Below are 16,957 nucleotides of genomic sequence, written 5' to 3' on the forward strand. Positions count from 1 at the left end.
TCAAGCGCCGGGTTGGTGCTACATTGACAAGAATCCCATGAGAATCCTCAACGCCGACCAGATGCGGGAAGCCGATCGCCGGACGATCCAGGACATCGGCCTCGCCTCGCTGGTTCTCATGGAAAACGCCGGCCGGCAGGTCGTCGCGGCCATCGAATCCCTCTATCCCGACCTTGCCGACCGCAGCGTCGCCATCGTCTGCGGCAAGGGCAATAACGGCGGCGACGGGTTCGTGGCGGCCCGCGCGCTGCACCAGCGAGGCGTCGACGTCTCGGTGTTCGTGATCGGCAAGGTCGCCGAGATCAAGGGTGATGCCCGGATCAACCTCGACATCCTCGGGCGCATCGGGCAGGACGTGGTGGAAGTGGCCGACGAGACCGCGTGGGAACTGCATGGCAGCGAGATCACCGGCCACGACCTCATCATCGACGCCATGTTCGGCACCGGCCTGAAGACGCCGCTGACCGGGTTCTACGAAACGGTGGTCGCCGACCTCAACGAGGGCGGGGTGCCGATTGTCTCCATCGACATGCCGTCGGGGATGTCGGCCGACACCTGCGACCTGATTGGCGACGCGATTGACGCCACCGTCACCGTGACCCTGGGCGCGCCGAAGCTGCCGCTGGTGCTGCCGCCGGCGGAGGCCAAGTCCGGCGAAGTCGTGATTGCCGACATCGGCATCCCCGCCGGCGTGTTCGAGCTGCTCGAAGGCCCGCGCATCGAGCTGCTGACGCGCGAGCAGATGCGGCCGCTGGTGCCGCCCCGCGCGGTGGACTCGCACAAGGGGGACTTCGGGCGCGTCGTCGTGGTGGCCGGATCGATGGGGAAGGCCGGGGCCGCCGTGTTGTGCGCGCAGGGCGCGATGCGGTCCGGTGCCGGGCTGGTCACCGTGGCGTCGCCGCGCTCCTGCCAGCCGACCATCGCCGCGCATGCGGTCGAGTACATGACCGAGGGCCTCGACGAGACGCCCGACGGCACCGTGCACTTCTCGGCGGCCGATACGGTGCTGGGCATCGACGCGGACGTGATTGTCGCCGGTCCCGGGCTTGGCCGGGGCGAGGGCGTCACCACGTTCGTGCGCGAGCTGTTGGACAAGTACGACGGCCCGCTCGTGCTCGACGCCGACGCGCTCAACGCGTTCGCGGACGAGCCGTCGCTGCTGGTTGGGCGCGAGGGCCGCGATCTGATCATTACCCCGCATCCGGGCGAGATGGCGCGGCTGGTGGGTTGTTCCGTCGAGGATCTCCAGGCCGATCGCATCGGCATCGCCACCGACTTCGCCAAGCGCCACAAGCTTTACGTCGTCCTCAAGGGCTACCGCACCCTGGTGGTCACGCCGGATGAGAAGGTGTTCGTGAACCCGACAGGATGTCCCGGCATGGCCACCGGCGGCACCGGCGACGTGCTGGCCGGCATGCTGGCGGCATGGCTGGCGCAGTTGCTCGACGCGGAGGCGGCGTGCCGGCTGGCGGTGTACCTCCACGGCTCGGCCGGCGAACTGGCGGACGCCGACAGCGGGGAAGTGTCGATGACCGCCAGTGACCTCGTCGATCACATCGGCGACGCCGTGCTCGAGCTTACGGCCCGTCGCCGCGTGGCCAATAAGGCCACAGAGTGAAGACAGCCGCAGATTAGGCGCAGATTGGACGCAGATTCGTTTTCTTACGGGGTCTATGAATCCGGCTCGGAGGACGAGACCCGCCGGATTGCAGCGACATTGGCGGCGTCCCTGCAGCCAGGGGCCGTGTTGCTGCTGTCCGGTGATCTCGGCGCCGGCAAGACAGCCTTCGTTCGCGGACTCGCGGAAGGCCTCGGCATCGATCCCGCGGACGTCACCAGCCCCACGTTCACCCTCGTTCACGAGTACCGCCAGGGCCGGCTGCCGTTGGTGCATGTCGACCTGTATCGGCTGGACAAGGTGGATCTCGACGAACTGGGGATGGACACCGAGCTGGCCGAGCGCGGCGTCCTGGCGATTGAATGGGCCGAACGCCTCATGCGATGTCCGCCATGCGCCGTGACCGTGGCGATCGCTGCCACCGGCGAGAGTCTCCGCACGATCACGATCACCCCCCAGGCGCCGTAGCACGCGGGTCATAGTGGGCTGGTTAACAACTGGTTAATACTGGAGCCACCATGACCAAGGTCACCGCGTCAGAAGCCAAGACCCGTTTCGGCGAGCTGCTGGAGCGCGTCGCGAAGGGCGAGGAGGTCGTGATTACCCGGCACGACAAGCCGGTGGCCCGCCTGGTGCCGGAGGGCGCCCAGCGCGTCGACGACGTCTGTCGCGCGGTGGCCGGCTTGCAGGAGTTGCAGCAACGGATCCGCAAGCGGTCGCGGGCCAGGTTATCGAACCGCGATGTCCGGTCGGCGATCGATGAAGGGCGGCGTCGACCTCACTCAGTCGGCTCGTAATGCGATTGCCGGGTCCACCGAGGCGGCCTTCCGTGCCGGCATGATGCCCGCGAGCGTGCCCAATACTCCAAAGAGAATCGTCACGGTACCGAAGGTCAGGGCATCGCCTGCGGAGATGCCGAACAGTAACGATTGCATGGCGCGAGCGGCGACGTAGGCCGACGGAATGCCGACGCCGACGCCGATCACCGTGAGGACCAGTCCTTCGCGCATGACGGCGTTGGCCACCTGCGCCGGGACGGCTCCTATTGCCAGCCGGATGCCGATTTCGCGGCGGCGCCTCGCCACCGAATAGGCGAGGACGCCGTGCACGCCGAGCACCGACAGCAGGACCGCCAGGCCGCCGACCATGCTGGCGATGGCCGCGCTCATGCGCTCGCGGGCGGGCGCGCGCGCAAACAACTCGTCGAGCGTGGCGATATCGAAGGCATACTCGCGCCCATGTTGGAGGACGATCCGCCTCACCGCCGCAGCGATCGGGCCGGTATCGCCGCTGGTGGCGAAGATCAGGTTGGGGCCATTGAACGACGCGGATTGGAACGCTGGTGAGTAGATCACGTGCGGCGCCGTGTTCTTCAGGTCGCCGAGGGTCGCGTTGCTGACCACGCCGACGATCAGGATGTCCTGCATGTCGCGCAAGGTGCCAAACCTGACGCGTCGATCGACGACGTCGCCGTCAGCGGTGAGCGCGCGGGCGAGGCTGTCGCTGACGATCGCGACGCGCCGACTCTTCCTGGTGTCGGCCGCCGTGAACGGCCGGCCTGCCAGCAGGCGCATGCCGACCAAGTCAAAGAAGTTCGAGGACACGTTGTCGAGGGCAGTTCGGATGCCGGTGAACTGTTCGCCGACGAAGCCGACGTCACTGGCAACGTTGGACAAACGGCGGGGAAAAGCGCGGGCGAAGCCGACCGCCGCCACTCCAGGGATGGCGGTCAGCTTCTCGACCAGCGCCGGATAGTGCGACTCGGCGTCGAGTCCCCGCAAGCCGCCTGGTGAAGACATGAGTCGGGCGTTCAGCATGCCGGCGGTCCGCACGCCAGGATCGGCATGTTGGATGGCGTAGAGGGATTGAGCCAGCAGCGACGCGCCGACGAGCAGGATGACCGACAGCGCCACTTGCGCCACGAGCAGGCCGCGCGTCCAGCGGCTGGTGGCGCCCGTCACCGTGCGATCCCACGCGAACCGGACGCTGGCGTGTCTGCGCATCGCGAACCAGGTCGGCAACGCGGTGAGCAAGAGGCCCACGAGCAGGCCGGCGCCGGCCGTCACCAACAGCACGCGCAGGTTGGGCGCGAAGGACAGCTCCCAGCCCGCATATCCGGGATTGAGCAGCACGGAGACCGGTGCCACGAGCGCGAAGGCCAGCGGCACGGCGAGCAGCGTGCCGCCGAAGGCCAGCAGCAGGCTTTCCACCAGCATCTGCTGGGCGATCCGGCCATGGCTGCCGCCGAGCGCCAGGCGCACGCCCAGTTCGGTGCTTCTCGCGCTGAGGCGGGTCAGGAGCAGCCCGCCGAGGTTGATGCACGCGAGAACGAGCAACAGCGCGGTCAGGCCAAAGATCAGGCGGACGGGCCGGGCGTAATTGTCGCGTGCCGTTGAGAGTCCGCGGCCCATGGATTCGAGCCTGACCGTGGCGCCCAGCAGGTTCGAGCCCTCGTTCGCCTCGCGCGTGGCGTCGCGTGCCGCTTGCAGCAGCCCAGGCCACATCGTGTTCAGTTGGGCTGAGGCCTGTTCATGCGTGACACCGGGCTTCAGCCGCCCCAGCACTTCCTGAGCGACCGGCCTGCGCCCGGGTAGCGCCGGGATGATAGTGTCCGGCGGCGCGAAAATGTCGATGCCGGTATCGACGTGGATGCCGCGAAATCCCTGGGGCATGACCCCGACCACGGTCACTTCGGCGGCCTCCACCCGTAGCGGTTTCCCCAGCACGCCATGGTCGCGGTTGAAGGCGAGGCGCCACAGCCGGTCGCTGATCACCACCACCATCCGCCCCCGCGACATGATGGGCGCATCGGCATCGACCAGCTGCCGACCGAGCGAAGGCATGACGCCAAACGCGTCGAAGCAGCGGCCGGTGACGAAGGCAACCACGGCCTGCACCGGCACACCGCCGGCCTGCGCGGCGACGATGCCGCCTCCGTTGTAGCCGCAGGCGGCCTGAAATGGCCCCTCGCGATTGAGTTCGATCGCCGTCGGCATCGGGATGTAACGCTTGTCGCCGCGCTCGTTGTAGCTCGACAGGCTGAACAGGGCGTCTGGATCGGGAATGGGCAGCCGCTGAATCAGCAGGGTGTCGAGCACGCTGAACATGGCGGTGTTGACGCCAATCCCGAACGCCAGCGTGAGAATGGCGGCGGCGGAGAAACCCGGGGCGCGGCGGATGTGACGCCAGCCGTACCTGACGTCCTGGGACAGCGATTCAATGAAGCGGCCGCCCCGTTCATCACGCACCCGTTCCTTGATCGGCTCGATGCCGCCCAGCTCGATCATCGCGGCCCTCCGCGCTTCCCACTCCGGGAGCCCGGCGGCGATCTTCTCGTCGATGAGCAGTCCCAGCGCCGCGCCGAGTTCGTCGTCGAGGTCGCGCTCAATCGCGTCGCGATGGACCAGGTTGCGCCAGAGGCTGCGGAGGCGGGGCAGCAGCGGCATGACCTACGCCTCCAGGGCCAGGGCCATGGCCTGCGCAATGCGGTTCCATTGCGCCGTGGCTTCGCCCAGTTGGCGGCGGCCGGCCTTGGTCAGCGTGTAGAACTTCGCCCGGCGGTTGTTCTCGGAGGCCTGCCAGGTCGAGGTGAGGAACCCTTGCTCCTCGAGCCGGTGCAGGGCAGGGAAGAGGGACCCGGGCTGAGCCCGGAAAGCGCCGCACGTGATCTGCTCAACGCGTCGCGATACCCCGAGGCCGTGCAGCTCGCCGGAGGCGAGCGCCTTCAGGATCAGGAGGTCGAGTGTGCCTTGGAGGATGTTGGAACGCGACGAAGACATGGCGGCTGCTCCTATCGGGATTCGACATGAGAGTGCGTCAGCTCGTATCGGATGTCAATAGGAGAGGGGCTTAGACCGGCGGACGTCTGATGCGAACAGCCCTCCCGTGACCGGGGGGATCATCGTACGGAAGCGGGTGCTACCGAAGGCTGATCGGCCGGATGCCAGGCGCCGACAGCGCCCGCGCGCCGCCAGAGGCCTCGACCGCCTCGCTGGGCGGCGGGGCGTCGGCCTGGAAGAGCAGCATGAGCAGGAGCGTCAGCACCAGGGAGATGCCAGCGGCGGCGGCCAATCGGCTCACGAACGTCATGCCCAAGCCATTTTGCATATTGCATGCCGCTTATCGGCAGCGGCGTGACGGGGGATAGGGCGGCGTGGGCGTCTAGAGCGCCGGAGGATTCGACACGGTCGGCGTGTAAGTATTTCGAACGCCCTCGACGATCAGGATGGCGACGCCGGCCAGGATGCCGATGCCCCACCCAGGTGCGAGAAGTGGTAACGCGCGGCCACCACCATCGTGGCCAGCAGGAACAGTCCATTACCAAATTAGCAGCAGCCGGCACGGACTTGGGGCCGCCATCCGGCTGAGGTTCTTCAGGTTGCAGATCACTCTGGCAGCGGCCGGAGCACTGGCGCGCCGCTCTGGCTGGCAGGCGTGCGGGCCGTATTAAGCACCATCGCCAGCATCGTGTAGTAGCCGCTGATGCCGATGGCATCGACCACGGCCGGCTCCCCGAACTTCGCCACGGCTCTCGCATAGGTGGCGTCGCTCACGCCCTTGTCGCGGTGCAGTTCCTGGCAGAAGTCATACAGCACCGCCTCATCGTCCTGCATCGAGGCAGGCCGCCGGCCCTCCGCGATCGCCAACGCAGTGTCGGGACTCAGCCCGGCCTTCAAGGCAATCGGGTGGTGGGCGTTCCATTCGTACTGCTGCGTCCACGCCCGCGCTGTCATCAGGATCACGAACTCGCTGAGCCGCGGCGGCAGCGCGCTCTTGTAGCGCAGGTAGTCGCCCATCGCGCGCGTGCGGGTCATCAGTTCGGGGCTGCGCAGCAGCGGATGAAACGGGCCGGTCACTTCCGCGCCGCGAGCGGTCTTGAAGTCGGCGACCGCCTGCTTCTGTGCCGCAGTCATCTGATCAACTGGAACCGGCGGCAGCCGGTCCGGCGGGGCCGCCGACTCCTGCGGCCCGAGTGCCTCGACCACGGCCTTGGTCGCATTGGAACTGAGGACGACCAGTTGGTCGGATTGCGCGAACGTTGGAGAGCTGAGGAGGAGGCCGATGAGGGCGATGAGCGCACGGTTCCGCATGAGTGTCCTCCCCACCAGCGACCTGTCCGCCGAAGCGCGTGAACGCGAAGGTGGAAGCGAGTCCTATTCGACTCTGTAGTTCGGCGATTCCTTGGTAATCGTCACGTCGTGCACGTGGCTCTCGCGGAAGCCGGCGTTGGTGATGCGGATGATCTCCGCGTCCCGCTGCAGGTCGGCAATGGTCGCGGCGCCGCAATAGCCCATGCCGGCGCGCAGGCCGCCGATCAGCTGGTGCACCACCATCGACATGCTGCCCTTGTGCTGCACGCGGCCCTCGATGCCCTCGGGCACGAGCTTCTCCATGCTCGGCTTGCCGGCCTGGCTGGTGCCGCTTTCGAGCTCGAAGTCGTCCTGGAAGTAGCGGTCGCGGCTGCCCTTGCGCATGGCGCCAATCGACCCCATGCCGCGGTATTCCTTGAACGTGCGGCCCTGGAACAGGATCAGCTCGCCCGGGCTCTCGTCGGTGCCGGCGAACAGGTTGCCGGCCATCACGCAACTCGCGCCCACGGCCAGGGCCTTCACCACGTCGCCCGAGGTCCGGATGCCGCCGTCGGCAATCACCGGGATGTCGTGCCTGGCGGCCGCGGCCGCGCACTCGGCGATCGACGAGATCATCGGCATGCCGATGCCGGCGACGATGCGGGTGGTGCAGATCGAGCCGGCGCCGATGCCGACCTTCACGGCGTTCACGCCAATCCTGATCAGCGCCTCGGTGGCTTCCGCGGTAGCGACGTTGCCGGCAATCAGATCGAGGTCCGGGAACGCCTTGCGGATCTGCTGGACGATGTCCATCACGCCCTGCGAGTGGCCGTGGGCGGTGTCCACCACGAGCACGTCGACGTGGGCGTTGACCAGCGCGGTGGCGCGCTCGAGCGTGTCGCGGGCAATGCCGACCGCCGCGCCGGTGCGCAGCCGGCCCAGCGAGTCCTTGCACGCGTTGGGGTACTTGATCGCCTTCTGGATGTCCTTGACGGTGATCAGGCCCTTCAGCTTGAAGTGCTTGTCCACGACCAGGAGCTTCTCGACCTTGGCCTTGTGCAGGATCGCGCGGGCCTGGTCGAGCGTGGTGCCGACCGGCACGGTGATCAGCTTGTCCTTGGTCATCACCTCCGACACCGGCCGCGCGGTGTTGGTCTCGAAGCGGAGGTCGCGGTTGGTCAGGATGCCGACCAGCCGGCCTTCACGGCTGCCGCCTTCGGTAATCGGCACGCCGGAGATGCGGTACTTCTGCATCAGCTCGAGCGCTTCCCGGATCAGGGCGGTCGGACCCACGGTGATCGGGTTGACGATCATCCCACTCTCGGACCGCTTGACGCGGTCCACTTCGATCGCCTGGTCTTCGATGGAGAGGTTCTTGTGGATGATGCCCATGCCGCCCTGTTGCGCCATGGCGATGGCCATCTCCGACTCGGTGACGGTGTCCATCGCCGCGCTCAGCAGCGGCACGTTCAGATTGATGTTCCTGGTGAGGCGCGTGGTGACCTCGACCTGCGCCGGCAGCACCGTGGAGTGCCGGGGTACCAGCAGGATGTCGTCGAACGTGAGCGCGGTCCGCAGACCAGCCTCCAGGGAATTGCGAGTGACTTCTTTGATCTGCGTCATCTGTGTAATCTGCGGCCCTGGTGTTTGCTCTGCGTCATCTGCGGCTACGCTCCGTGGCACTTCTTGAACTTCTTGCCGCTGCCGCACCAGCACGGGTCGTTGCGGCCCACCTTCGGCTCGTCGCGCTTCACCGTCTTGATCGGCGCATCGTCGCCGCCGACGCGCGCGGGCGCGCGTTCCTGCGTCAGGTCGTCGGGCGCGCCGGCCGGCGCCGCGGCCTTCTGCGTGAACACCGACGGGCGTTCCTGCGCCGGGTTGTTGTAGTTCAGGGCCGGCTTGCGCGGGGCCGGCCGCGCCGGGACCGCGAGGGTCGGTTCGCCGCCTTCGCGCTCCACCACCGGCTTGAGCCACCACAAGTAGCGGACGATCTCTTCCTCGATGCGCCGCCGCATGTCCTGGAACAGCGCGAAGCTTTCTTTCTTGTACTCGACCAGCGGGTCGCGCTGGCCGTAGCCGCGCAGGCCGATGCCTTCCTTGAGGTGGTCGAGCGAGTAGAGGTGGTCCTTCCACTGCTGATCGACGATCTGCAGCATCAGGTCGCGCTCGACCCGCGTCAGGATCTCACGGGGGACGATGTTCTCCTTGTCCACGTAGCGCGCCACCACCTTGGCCCACAGCGCGTCGTGCACTTCGTCGCCGCTCATCTCGCCGTACTTGAGCGGGGCGAAGTCGTCGTCGCCAAGCGCGAACAGCTGCGACAGGTCACGCTGGAGGGCGGGGATGTCCCATTCGTCGGTGTCCTTCTCGGCGCCGATGAACTCTTCGAATTTCTCGTCGAACAGCTCCTCGGCGGTGGCCATCACGTAGCCGCGGATCTCGCTGACTTCGTCTTCACTGAGGTGAATCTTGCCCTCGAGAATCTCGCGGCGCAGCGTGTAGACGCTCTCGCGCTGCTTGTTCATCACGTCGTCGTATTCGAGCAGGTGCTTGCGGACGGCGAAGTTCTGCGCCTCGACCTGCTTCTGGGCGCGCTCGATGGCGCGGCTGACCATGCCGTGTTCGATCGGCACGCCTTCTTCCATGCCCAGGCGCTGCATCAGGCCGGAGATGCGGTCCGACCCGAAAATGCGCATCAGGTCGTCTTCGAGCGAGAGGTAGAAGCGGGATGAACCCGGGTCGCCCTGGCGGCCGGCGCGGCCGCGCAACTGGTTGTCGATGCGGCGGGCTTCATGGCGCTCGGTGCCGATGATGTGGAGGCCGCCGAGGTTGACGACCTGTTTGTGTTCCTCTTCGCACTGCAGCTTGAAGTGCGTGAAGATGCGGTCCCAGTCGGCGGTCTTGACGCGGTAGAAGCTGTCAACGTGGAAGAAGTTGACGAACTCGTCGTCGTCCACGTACTTCTCTTCGCCCTTGACGACCTTTTCGGCGACGCCCTCGTTGAGGCTCTGCTGGCGCGCCATGTACTCGGGGTTGCCGCCGAGCAGGATGTCGGTGCCGCGGCCCGCCATGTTGGTGGCGATGGTGACGGCGTCCTTGCGGCCGGCCTGCGCCACGATCTCCGCTTCCTGCGCGTGGTACTTGGCGTTGAGCACGATGTGCTTCGTGCCCTTCTTCTTGAGCATGCTCGAGAGTCGTTCCGACTTCTCGATCGAAACCGTGCCGACCAGCGCCGGGCGGCCTTCTTCCTGGCGCTTGATGATGTCGTCGACGATGGCGCTCCACTTTTCGCCTTCGGTGCGATAGACCAGGTCGGGTTCTTCGATGCGCTGCATCGACCGGTTGGTCGGGATCACCATCACGTCGAGCTTGTAAATCTTGGCGAACTCGGGGGCCTCGGTCTCGGCCGTGCCGGTCATGCCGGAGAGCTTCTTGTACTTGCGGAAGTAGTTCTGGAAGGTGATGGTGGCGAGCGTCTGGTTCTCGCGCTCGATCTTCACGCCTTCCTTCGCCTCAACCGCCTGGTGCAGGCCATCGCTCCAGCGCCGGCCCGGCATCAGGCGGCCGGTGAACTCGTCGACGATCACGACGCCGCCGTCCTTGATCATGTACTGCACGTCGAGCTTGTAGTGGACGTGGGCGCGCAGCGCCTGCTGCACGTGGTGGAGCAGCGGCATGTTGGCCGGGTCGTAGAGGCCGCCGGGCTGCATGCGATGCGAGAGCAGCTGCTCGGCCTTGGCCATGCCGCTCTCGGTCAGCGTCGCCGTCTTGTTCTTCTCGTCGACGATGTAGTCGCCCGAGGCTTCGAGGCGCTCGCGATCCTCGCCCTTGGTCTGGCCCTGGTGCACTTCGCCGCGCGTCAGCTTCGGAATGATGCGATCGACTTCGTAGTAGAGGTCCGTGGACTCTTCCGCGGGACCCGAGATGATCAGCGGGGTGCGCGCCTCGTCGATCAGGATGCTGTCCACTTCGTCCACGATCGCGAAGTGATGGCCCCGCTGCACCATGGCCGAGAGGTCGAACTTCATGTTGTCGCGGAGGTAGTCGAAGCCGAACTCGTTGTTGGTGCCGTAGGTGATGTCGCAGCCGTAGGCGACCTGGCGCTGCTGGTCGTTGAGGTCGTGCTGAATGACGCCGACCGTCATGCCCAGGAAGCGGTAGAGGCGGCCCATCCACTCGGAGTCGCGGCGGGCGAGGTAGTCGTTGACCGTGACGACGTGGACGCCCTGGCCTTCGAGGGCGTTGAGGTAGGCCGGCAGGGTCGCGACCAGCGTCTTGCCTTCGCCGGTCTTCATCTCGGCAATCGTGCCGTTGTGCAGCACGATGCCGCCGATCAACTGCACGTCGTAGTGACGCATCTGCAGCACGCGGCGGCCGCCTTCGCGGACCACGGCAAACGCCTCGGCGAGCAGGTCTTCGATGGTCTCGCCCTTGGCCAGACGGGCGCGGAATTCCGCGGTCTTGGCCTTGAGCTGTTCGTCGCTCAGGGTCTTGATGCGGGCTTCGAATTCGTTGACCTCGGCCACGCGCGGGCGCAGCTTCTTCAGGTCACGATCGTTTTGACTGCCGAGGACTTTAGTAAGGAGCTGACCAAACATGATGGGAAAAAGGCAGGATGCCTATCTCCCGATTATACCTTGGGACTCGCGGCGTGCCGTCGCTCGTTGGGGGTCGGCGCTTCCGCGCCTCCTGGGGCTCGCTGCGCTCGTAGGGCTCGGGCCGCACGGCCCTCGTGGGGTCAGTTGCCGTTGCGGCGGGGGTTGAGCAAGAGCTGGAGCGGGTTGAGAATGCGGCCGTTGGCGCGCACCTCGTAGTGCAGGTGCGAACCGGTCGTGCGGCCGGTGGCACCGACCAGGCCGATCAGGTCGCCGCGCTTGACGTCCTGGCCGGCGTGAACCTTGAAGGCCGACATGTGGCCGTAGCGCGTTTCGATGCCGTAGCCGTGATCGATCACGACCAGGTTGCCGTAGTTGCCGGACATGGCGGCCGTGGTGACCTTGCCGTCGGCGGTGGCGTAGATCGGGTCACCCTTGTCGGCGGAGATGTCGAGGCCGGGGTGGAAGTCTTTCTCGCCGGTCAACGGGTCGGCGCGGTTGCCCATGCTCGACGACAGCCAGCCGTGCGTCGGCCAGATGGACGGCGTGGCCGCGGCCAGCGAGTTGCGCTTGTCCACATCGGAGCGCACGGTCTGCAGGCGGCTCTCGAGGCCCTGCAGCAGGTCCTTGAGCAAGCCGAAGGTGTTTTCGGGAGAGCCGAGCCCGGGCGTGACGGTAGTCAGCGCGGCACCGGCCGTGGGGCCGCCCATCGCGCGGTTCTTGACCACGGTCGGCAGCTTATCCATCGAGGCCTGCAGCGAGGGATCGAGCGCCGCCTTCGCGCCGAGGTCCGACATGGTCGTCTGCAGGGCGAGGATCTGGCCGGCGAGCGTTTCGGTGGCGGCGCGGTAGTTGGCGTTCTCGAGTTCGAGCGTGTCGTGCGACGCGTACAACTGTGCAACGTCGTAACGCGCCTTCGATGCGGCGCCCAGGCCGATCAGGATCGGCATACCCACGGCAAGGCAGACCACCGTGAGGGCGGCCTTCACGCTGATGGTGAAACGGCGCACCACCCCGGTGGTGCGATCAGCGAGCACGATCGTGTAGCGTTTGGAGAGCATCAAGTACCTGTGTTGATTCGGGTTCCGGGCCTTTTCGGCACGAATTTGTAAGGCTAACATGCCCCTCCATGATCCCGAAGCGGAAACTGCCGGAGTGCGCAGATGTTCGCCTGTTGTTCGCCTGGGCCCGCTTTGGAGACCCAGAATTACAGAAGGTCAGGAGATCAGAAGAAACGGCGGCCTACTTCTCCACGAACCGGTACTGCAGCGCCTCTGCCAGATGCTCGGTGGCGATGTGTTCGGCCGAGGCCAGGTCCGCGATGGTTCGCGCGACGCGGATGATGCGGTGGAAGCCGCGCGCCGACAGGTTCAGGCGTTCGGCTGAGCGCTCGAGGAGCTTGCGACCCGCGAGGTTGAGCGACGCGTGCTTCTTCAACTCCGTCCCCGCCAGGTTGGCGTTGACGCGGGCGCGGGTGCCGCGCGCGAGTTGTCGCTCACGCGCGGCCAGAACGCGGGCGCGTACCGCGGCGGAGGATTCGCCCGCTGGCCCGTCGGTCAGCGCCGTGATCGGCACCGCCTCCACTTCCACAATCAGATCGAGCCGATCCCGCAGCGGACCTGACAGCCGGTTGCGATAGCGCGCTGTCTGCTGCGGCGTGCACTTGCACGCCCGTTTCGGGTCGCCGTGATAGCCACACGGACACGGGTTCATCGCCGCCACCAGCACGAAGCGCGCGGGAAACATCACCGACCGCAGCGCGCGCGACACCGTGATGCGGCCTTCTTCGATCGGCTGGCGCAACGCCTCGAGCACGCGGCGATCGAACTCCGGCATCTCGTCGAGGAACAGCACGCCGTGATGGGCGAGGCTCACCTCGCCAGGACGAGGCGTGGCGCCGCCGCCGACCAGGGCGACGTCGGAGATGGTGTGATGCGGCGCGCGAAATGGCCGCTCCGTGAGCAGCCCGACGCCAGGACGCAGTTGCCCGGCCACCGAGTGGATCGTCGTGGCCTCAATGGCCTCATCGAACGAGAGCGGTGGCAGTATCCCCGGCAGTCTCCTGGCCAGCATGGTCTTGCCGGCGCCCGGCGGGCCGATCATCAGCAGGTTGTGGCCGCCGGCGGCGGCCACCTCGAGGGCGCGCCGCGCAAAGGCCTGCCCATGCAGGTCGGCCAGATCGGGGTCTAGGGTGCCTAGGGTGCCTAAGGTGCCTGGGGGGCTGGAGGTGCCTGGGGGGCTGGAGGTTGAATCGACGGGCCAGTCGTCTGGCGATTGGTTGAGCCGGGATACGGCTTCCACCAAAGAACGGACGGGCAGCAGCCTGAGTCCGGTAACGACGGCCGCTTCAGCCAGGTTGTCGTGGGGGAGCAGCAGGGCCCGGGCGCCGTGTCGACGGGCCTCGACGGCAATTGCCAGCATGCCGCGCGCCGGCTGGATCGCACCGTCCAGCGATAGCTCGCCGACGTGCACGATGCCGGCCAGGCTTGACGGCTGCACCTTTCCGGTTGCCGCCAGCATGCCGAGGGCGATGGGCAAGTCGAAGGCGGGCCCGGCCTTGCGGACGTCGCCCGGGGCGAGGTTGATGGTGATGCGGTGGGCCGGGAACTCATAACCCGAGTTGCGAATTGCCGCCCGCACCCGGTCGCGGCTCTCGCGGACGCTCGCGTCCGGGAGGCCGACGAGCTGGAAGTGGGGGAGGCCGAAGCTGACGTCGATCTCGACGTGCACCCGGCAGGCCTCGATTCCGATGACGGTCGCGCTTTCGACGGTGGCCAGCATGCGCACCACAGTGCAATCGCACTGCCGGAGGCCGCCATTGCGATTCAGGCGGAAACGGAGGGATCGCGTCAGGACCGGGCGCAGGCGTCGCAGAATCCGCCACGCCGGCGCCGCCGGGATACCGCAGTTTTTGCGCCCGCCGGCTGTTCCTTCACCAGGGCCGGCGCTATATACTCTCGGGCATGCTCGACGCACTCTTTGGCGGCAACAGCGGCAACAAGAAACAGCAGCAGGACGAGCTGCAAGCCCTGGTCAATCAGGCGCGTGAAGAGCGCGCCGCGCTGAGTGCCATGCTCACGCAAATGGCCGGTGGCACCTCCAAGCTCGCGCAAACCAGCAAGGCGCTGGACCAGGTGGGGCAGAAGGCCGACCTGACCCTGAAGAAGCTCGAGGAGCTGGGGACCAGGGTGACCGGCTACGACGAGCGCGCCAAGGGCCTCGAGCAGATCGAGAAGCGTATTGGCGGCGTGCTCGACCAGGTCACCGAAGCGCACCGAATCTCGGAGAAGATCACCGCGCCCGATGGTGAGCTGCAAAAGCATCGCCTCGCGGTCAACCAACTCGCGTCACAGGCGCTCGAGAACCAGGCCACGATTGAAACGCTCCGCAAGGAACGGTCGTCGTTCGAGGACCTGCGCGGGCAGCTCAAGGTCTCCACCGCCGAGGTCGTCCGGTCGGTGGAAAGCGTGGCCACGCTCAAGGGCGAGCTCGACACCGTCCGCTCCGTCGGCGCCCAGTTGACGCAGGAATTCGCCCGCATCCGCGAGGCCTCGCGCGAGGCCAAAGACGACTCGGTCTCGGCCACCGAGGCGGTGAAGGAAATCGAGAAGAAGCTCGGGCCGCTCGTGCAGCTGCAGGAGTTGAGCAAGAACACCGAAGAGCGCCTCAACTCCCTGAACTCGCTCGCCGAGCACGTCTCGCAGAAGGCCAAGGCCCTCGAGGCGCAGAAGCACGCCGTGGAGCGCGCCGTGGTCGAAGCCAACCGTCTCAACGAGATGGTGTGGGCCATGGACGTCCAGATTGCCAAGCTGAACGAAGGTGCCAAGCAGGTGGCGCGGGCCGAAGATACCGTGGCCCGCATGGAGAAGCTGGCCCAGGAAACGTCGGCACAGCTGTCGGCGGCGACCACCGCGCGCGAAGAGTTCTCGCGCGAGTTCGGCCGCCTCGACAAGGAGAGCCGCGGCCTGTCGGAGTACCTCAAGACCACCGTCGAGCGGCTGTCGGTGGACAAGAAGGAATTCGACGCTTTCGACCACCGGCTGCGCGCCCTGTCGGCCGCCGTCGGCGAGTCGGAAACGCGCATGGACGGCGTGCTCGCCAAAGACAAGTCGCTGTCGGCCATGAACCAGCGCGCCGACGAGTTGAGCAAGGACTTCCAGACCCTGATGGCGCAGGCCGACGAGATGGCCCGCAAGCAGGGCGCCCTCGAAGCGCTCGGCGAGCGGCTCGCGCAGGTGGACGAACTGGGCCGCCGCACCATGGCGCAGCACGACAGCCTGCTGCAGTCGCGGCAGGACCTCGACGTGCTGCGATCGGAGATCGCGGACTTCCACAAGTCGTACGCCGAAGCCTCGGTGCTGCGCGACAAGCTGTCGGTGGATCGCGCCTCGCTCGAGGCGTTCGGCGAGCGCGCCACCACGCTGCTCAGCCGCACGCCGGAGCTCGAGTCGAAGATGGACGCCGTGCTCAGCAAGATGGCCACCGTGGACGAAGGCACCAAGTCGGCGACCCGGCTCGGCGAGCTGGCGGCCGAGCTCGACGCCCAGCTGACGCGCGTCGGCGCCCGGCTGCAGTTCATCGAGAAGCTCGAAAGCCGCATCAACAACCTCCACGTCGTCACCTCCGACGTGGATCGCAAGCTGGCCGAACAGCTCGCGCGCCGCAACGAAGTGGAGAGCCTCAAGGGCCTGTGCGACACGCTCGGCACGCAGGTGGTCGATGCGCAGCAGAAACTCGACGGCGTTGCCGCGCTGCAGGCGCGCCTGCTGCCGCTCACCGCGCAGGTGGCCACCCTCGGTCAGTCCATCGAACGTTCGCAGCAGCTCGTCCAGACCGTGAAGCAGGAAGAAGCGACGGTGCACGAGCAGAAGGCGCGGCTCACCGAGCTGGTCGAGCAGAGCAAGAACCTGGCCTCGGAAACCGCCGAGCGCCTCAAGCAGGTGCAGACGGTCGGCGACGAGCTGGGCCGCGCCGCCGGCATCAAGGAAGAGCTGTTCACCGAGCTGGCCCGGGTGCAGGCCCGCCAGCGCGACGCGGTGACGCAGACCGAGGCGGCCGAGGATCAGCTGAAGCGCGCCGAGACCATGGTCAAGCAGCTCGAGCAGCGCCGCACGCAACTGGCGTTCTCCGAGAAGAAGATCACCACCTTCGAGCAGCGGCTTACCGACCTCACGCGCGCTACCGAAGGCGTCGAGCAGAAGATCAAGCTGATCGGCGAGAAAGAATCACTGGTCCAGGCCGTGAAGGCCGAAGTGGAGAGCGTCCACAAGATCAGCAGCCGCAGCAAGGCCGACCTGCAGTTCGTGACCGATCATCGCGCCGAGGTCACCGACCTGCGCGGCAAGGTCGAAGACCTGCTCGGCCGGGTCAGCGACACCGACGCCAAGATCGCCGACATCGAGTCGCGCCGCAAGATGGTGGAGGAGGTGCAGACGCGCGCCAACGCCATCACCAACCTGCTCGACGACATCAACGTCAACCTGGAGATGCTCGGCGAGCAGCGCGCCGTGATCGATCACGTGGGCGAGAAGCTGGCCCGGCTCGACTTCATGGTGCAGGAAGCGCAGAACACGCTCCGGGCCTTGCAGCGCGAGCGCGAAGTGGCCGAGCGCATCGAACAGGGCATCAAGTCGCTGCGCGCGCGCAGCGGCGAAACCAAGAGCGCGTAGAAGGGG

12 protein-coding genes are annotated in these 16,957 nt (G+C 66.9%); 4 read left to right on the forward strand and 8 right to left on the reverse strand.

Features of this window, described 5'->3' with window-relative positions:
- Nucleotides 1-37: 37 nt before the first annotated feature.
- Genes WC815_01765 through WC815_01775 form a run of 3 tightly spaced genes read left to right on the forward strand, consistent with a single transcriptional unit; the run spans nucleotide 38 to nucleotide 2,415 of the window.
- Nucleotides 38-1,618 carry an NAD(P)H-hydrate dehydratase gene (locus tag WC815_01765; protein ID MFA5907481.1) on the forward strand — a complete coding sequence of 527 codons (1,581 nt, stop codon included), beginning with the start codon at nucleotides 38-40 and terminating at the stop codon, nucleotides 1,616-1,618.
- Nucleotides 1,619-1,642: 24 nt separating this feature from the next.
- On the forward strand, nucleotides 1,643-2,086 hold the full coding sequence (gene tsaE / locus WC815_01770) for a tRNA (adenosine(37)-N6)-threonylcarbamoyltransferase complex ATPase subunit type 1 TsaE (protein MFA5907482.1): 444 nt from the start codon (nucleotides 1,643-1,645) through the stop codon (nucleotides 2,084-2,086).
- 50 nt (nucleotides 2,087-2,136) lie between these two features.
- Nucleotides 2,137-2,415, forward strand: coding sequence for a type II toxin-antitoxin system prevent-host-death family antitoxin (locus WC815_01775; GenBank protein ID MFA5907483.1), 279 nt, complete (start codon nucleotides 2,137-2,139; stop codon nucleotides 2,413-2,415).
- On the opposite strand, the gene WC815_01780 is transcribed toward WC815_01775, so the two are convergent.
- The 8 genes from WC815_01780 to WC815_01815 all read right to left on the reverse strand — a co-directional run bounded on the left by WC815_01780 (nucleotide 2,401) and on the right by WC815_01815 (nucleotide 14,063).
- Nucleotides 2,401-5,064, reverse strand: coding sequence for an ADOP family duplicated permease (locus tag WC815_01780; protein ID MFA5907484.1), 2,664 nt, complete (start codon nucleotides 5,062-5,064; stop codon nucleotides 2,401-2,403). The genes WC815_01775 and WC815_01780 overlap by 15 nt on opposite strands.
- A 3-nt stretch (nucleotides 5,065-5,067) precedes the next feature.
- Nucleotides 5,068-5,397: a PadR family transcriptional regulator gene (locus tag WC815_01785; GenBank protein MFA5907485.1), complete on the reverse strand. Its 330-nt coding sequence runs from the start codon at nucleotides 5,395-5,397 to the stop codon at nucleotides 5,068-5,070.
- 139 nt (nucleotides 5,398-5,536) lie between these two features.
- A complete protein-coding gene (locus tag WC815_01790) occupies nucleotides 5,537-5,707 on the reverse strand; it encodes a hypothetical protein (protein ID MFA5907486.1) in 171 nt (56 codons plus the stop codon).
- A 296-nt stretch (nucleotides 5,708-6,003) separates the two neighbouring features.
- Nucleotides 6,004-6,708 carry a carboxymuconolactone decarboxylase family protein gene (locus tag WC815_01795; protein MFA5907487.1) on the reverse strand — a complete coding sequence of 235 codons (705 nt, stop codon included), beginning with the start codon at nucleotides 6,706-6,708 and terminating at the stop codon, nucleotides 6,004-6,006.
- Nucleotides 6,709-6,771: 63 nt separating this feature from the next.
- Nucleotides 6,772-8,310 (reverse strand): IMP dehydrogenase, encoded by a 1,539-nt coding sequence (gene guaB / locus WC815_01800; protein ID MFA5907488.1) that lies wholly within the window; start codon nucleotides 8,308-8,310, stop codon nucleotides 6,772-6,774.
- Nucleotides 8,311-8,354: 44 nt separating this feature from the next.
- Nucleotides 8,355-11,285 carry a preprotein translocase subunit SecA gene (gene secA / locus WC815_01805; protein MFA5907489.1) on the reverse strand — a complete coding sequence of 977 codons (2,931 nt, stop codon included), beginning with the start codon at nucleotides 11,283-11,285 and terminating at the stop codon, nucleotides 8,355-8,357.
- Between the two features lie 140 nt (nucleotides 11,286-11,425).
- Nucleotides 11,426-12,343 (reverse strand): M23 family metallopeptidase, encoded by a 918-nt coding sequence (locus WC815_01810; GenBank protein MFA5907490.1) that lies wholly within the window; start codon nucleotides 12,341-12,343, stop codon nucleotides 11,426-11,428.
- 181 nt (nucleotides 12,344-12,524) lie between these two features.
- Nucleotides 12,525-14,063: a YifB family Mg chelatase-like AAA ATPase gene (locus WC815_01815; protein ID MFA5907491.1), complete on the reverse strand. Its 1,539-nt coding sequence runs from the start codon at nucleotides 14,061-14,063 to the stop codon at nucleotides 12,525-12,527.
- A 182-nt stretch (nucleotides 14,064-14,245) separates the two neighbouring features.
- On the opposite strand from WC815_01815, the gene WC815_01820 reads away from it, so the two are divergent.
- Nucleotides 14,246-16,951, forward strand: a complete 2,706-nt coding sequence (locus tag WC815_01820; protein MFA5907492.1) for a hypothetical protein — start codon at nucleotides 14,246-14,248, stop codon at nucleotides 16,949-16,951.
- The last annotated feature ends 6 nt before the right edge of the window (nucleotides 16,952-16,957 follow it).

The organism is Vicinamibacterales bacterium, from assembly GCA_041659285.1.
In the GTDB taxonomy this organism is placed as follows: domain Bacteria; phylum Acidobacteriota; class Vicinamibacteria; order Vicinamibacterales; family UBA2999; genus 12-FULL-67-14b.

Coding starts and splice junctions, on each gene's coding strand:
- WC815_01820 (MFA5907492.1), top strand. CDS start 14,246: ATGCTCGACGCACTCTTTGGCGGCAACAGCGGCAACAAGAAACAGCAG.
- WC815_01810 (MFA5907490.1), bottom strand. CDS start 12,343: ATGCTCTCCAAACGCTACACGATCGTGCTCGCTGATCGCACCACCGGG.
- WC815_01815 (MFA5907491.1), bottom strand. CDS start 14,063: ATGCTGGCCACCGTCGAAAGCGCGACCGTCATCGGAATCGAGGCCTGC.
- secA (MFA5907489.1), bottom strand. CDS start 11,285: ATGTTTGGTCAGCTCCTTACTAAAGTCCTCGGCAGTCAAAACGATCGT.
- WC815_01765 (MFA5907481.1), top strand. CDS start 38: ATGAGAATCCTCAACGCCGACCAGATGCGGGAAGCCGATCGCCGGACG.
- WC815_01790 (MFA5907486.1), bottom strand. CDS start 5,707: ATGACGTTCGTGAGCCGATTGGCCGCCGCCGCTGGCATCTCCCTGGTG.
- WC815_01780 (MFA5907484.1), bottom strand. CDS start 5,064: ATGCCGCTGCTGCCCCGCCTCCGCAGCCTCTGGCGCAACCTGGTCCAT.
- WC815_01775 (MFA5907483.1), top strand. CDS start 2,137: ATGACCAAGGTCACCGCGTCAGAAGCCAAGACCCGTTTCGGCGAGCTG.
- WC815_01795 (MFA5907487.1), bottom strand. CDS start 6,708: ATGCGGAACCGTGCGCTCATCGCCCTCATCGGCCTCCTCCTCAGCTCT.
- WC815_01785 (MFA5907485.1), bottom strand. CDS start 5,397: ATGTCTTCGTCGCGTTCCAACATCCTCCAAGGCACACTCGACCTCCTG.
- guaB (MFA5907488.1), bottom strand. CDS start 8,310: ATGACGCAGATCAAAGAAGTCACTCGCAATTCCCTGGAGGCTGGTCTG.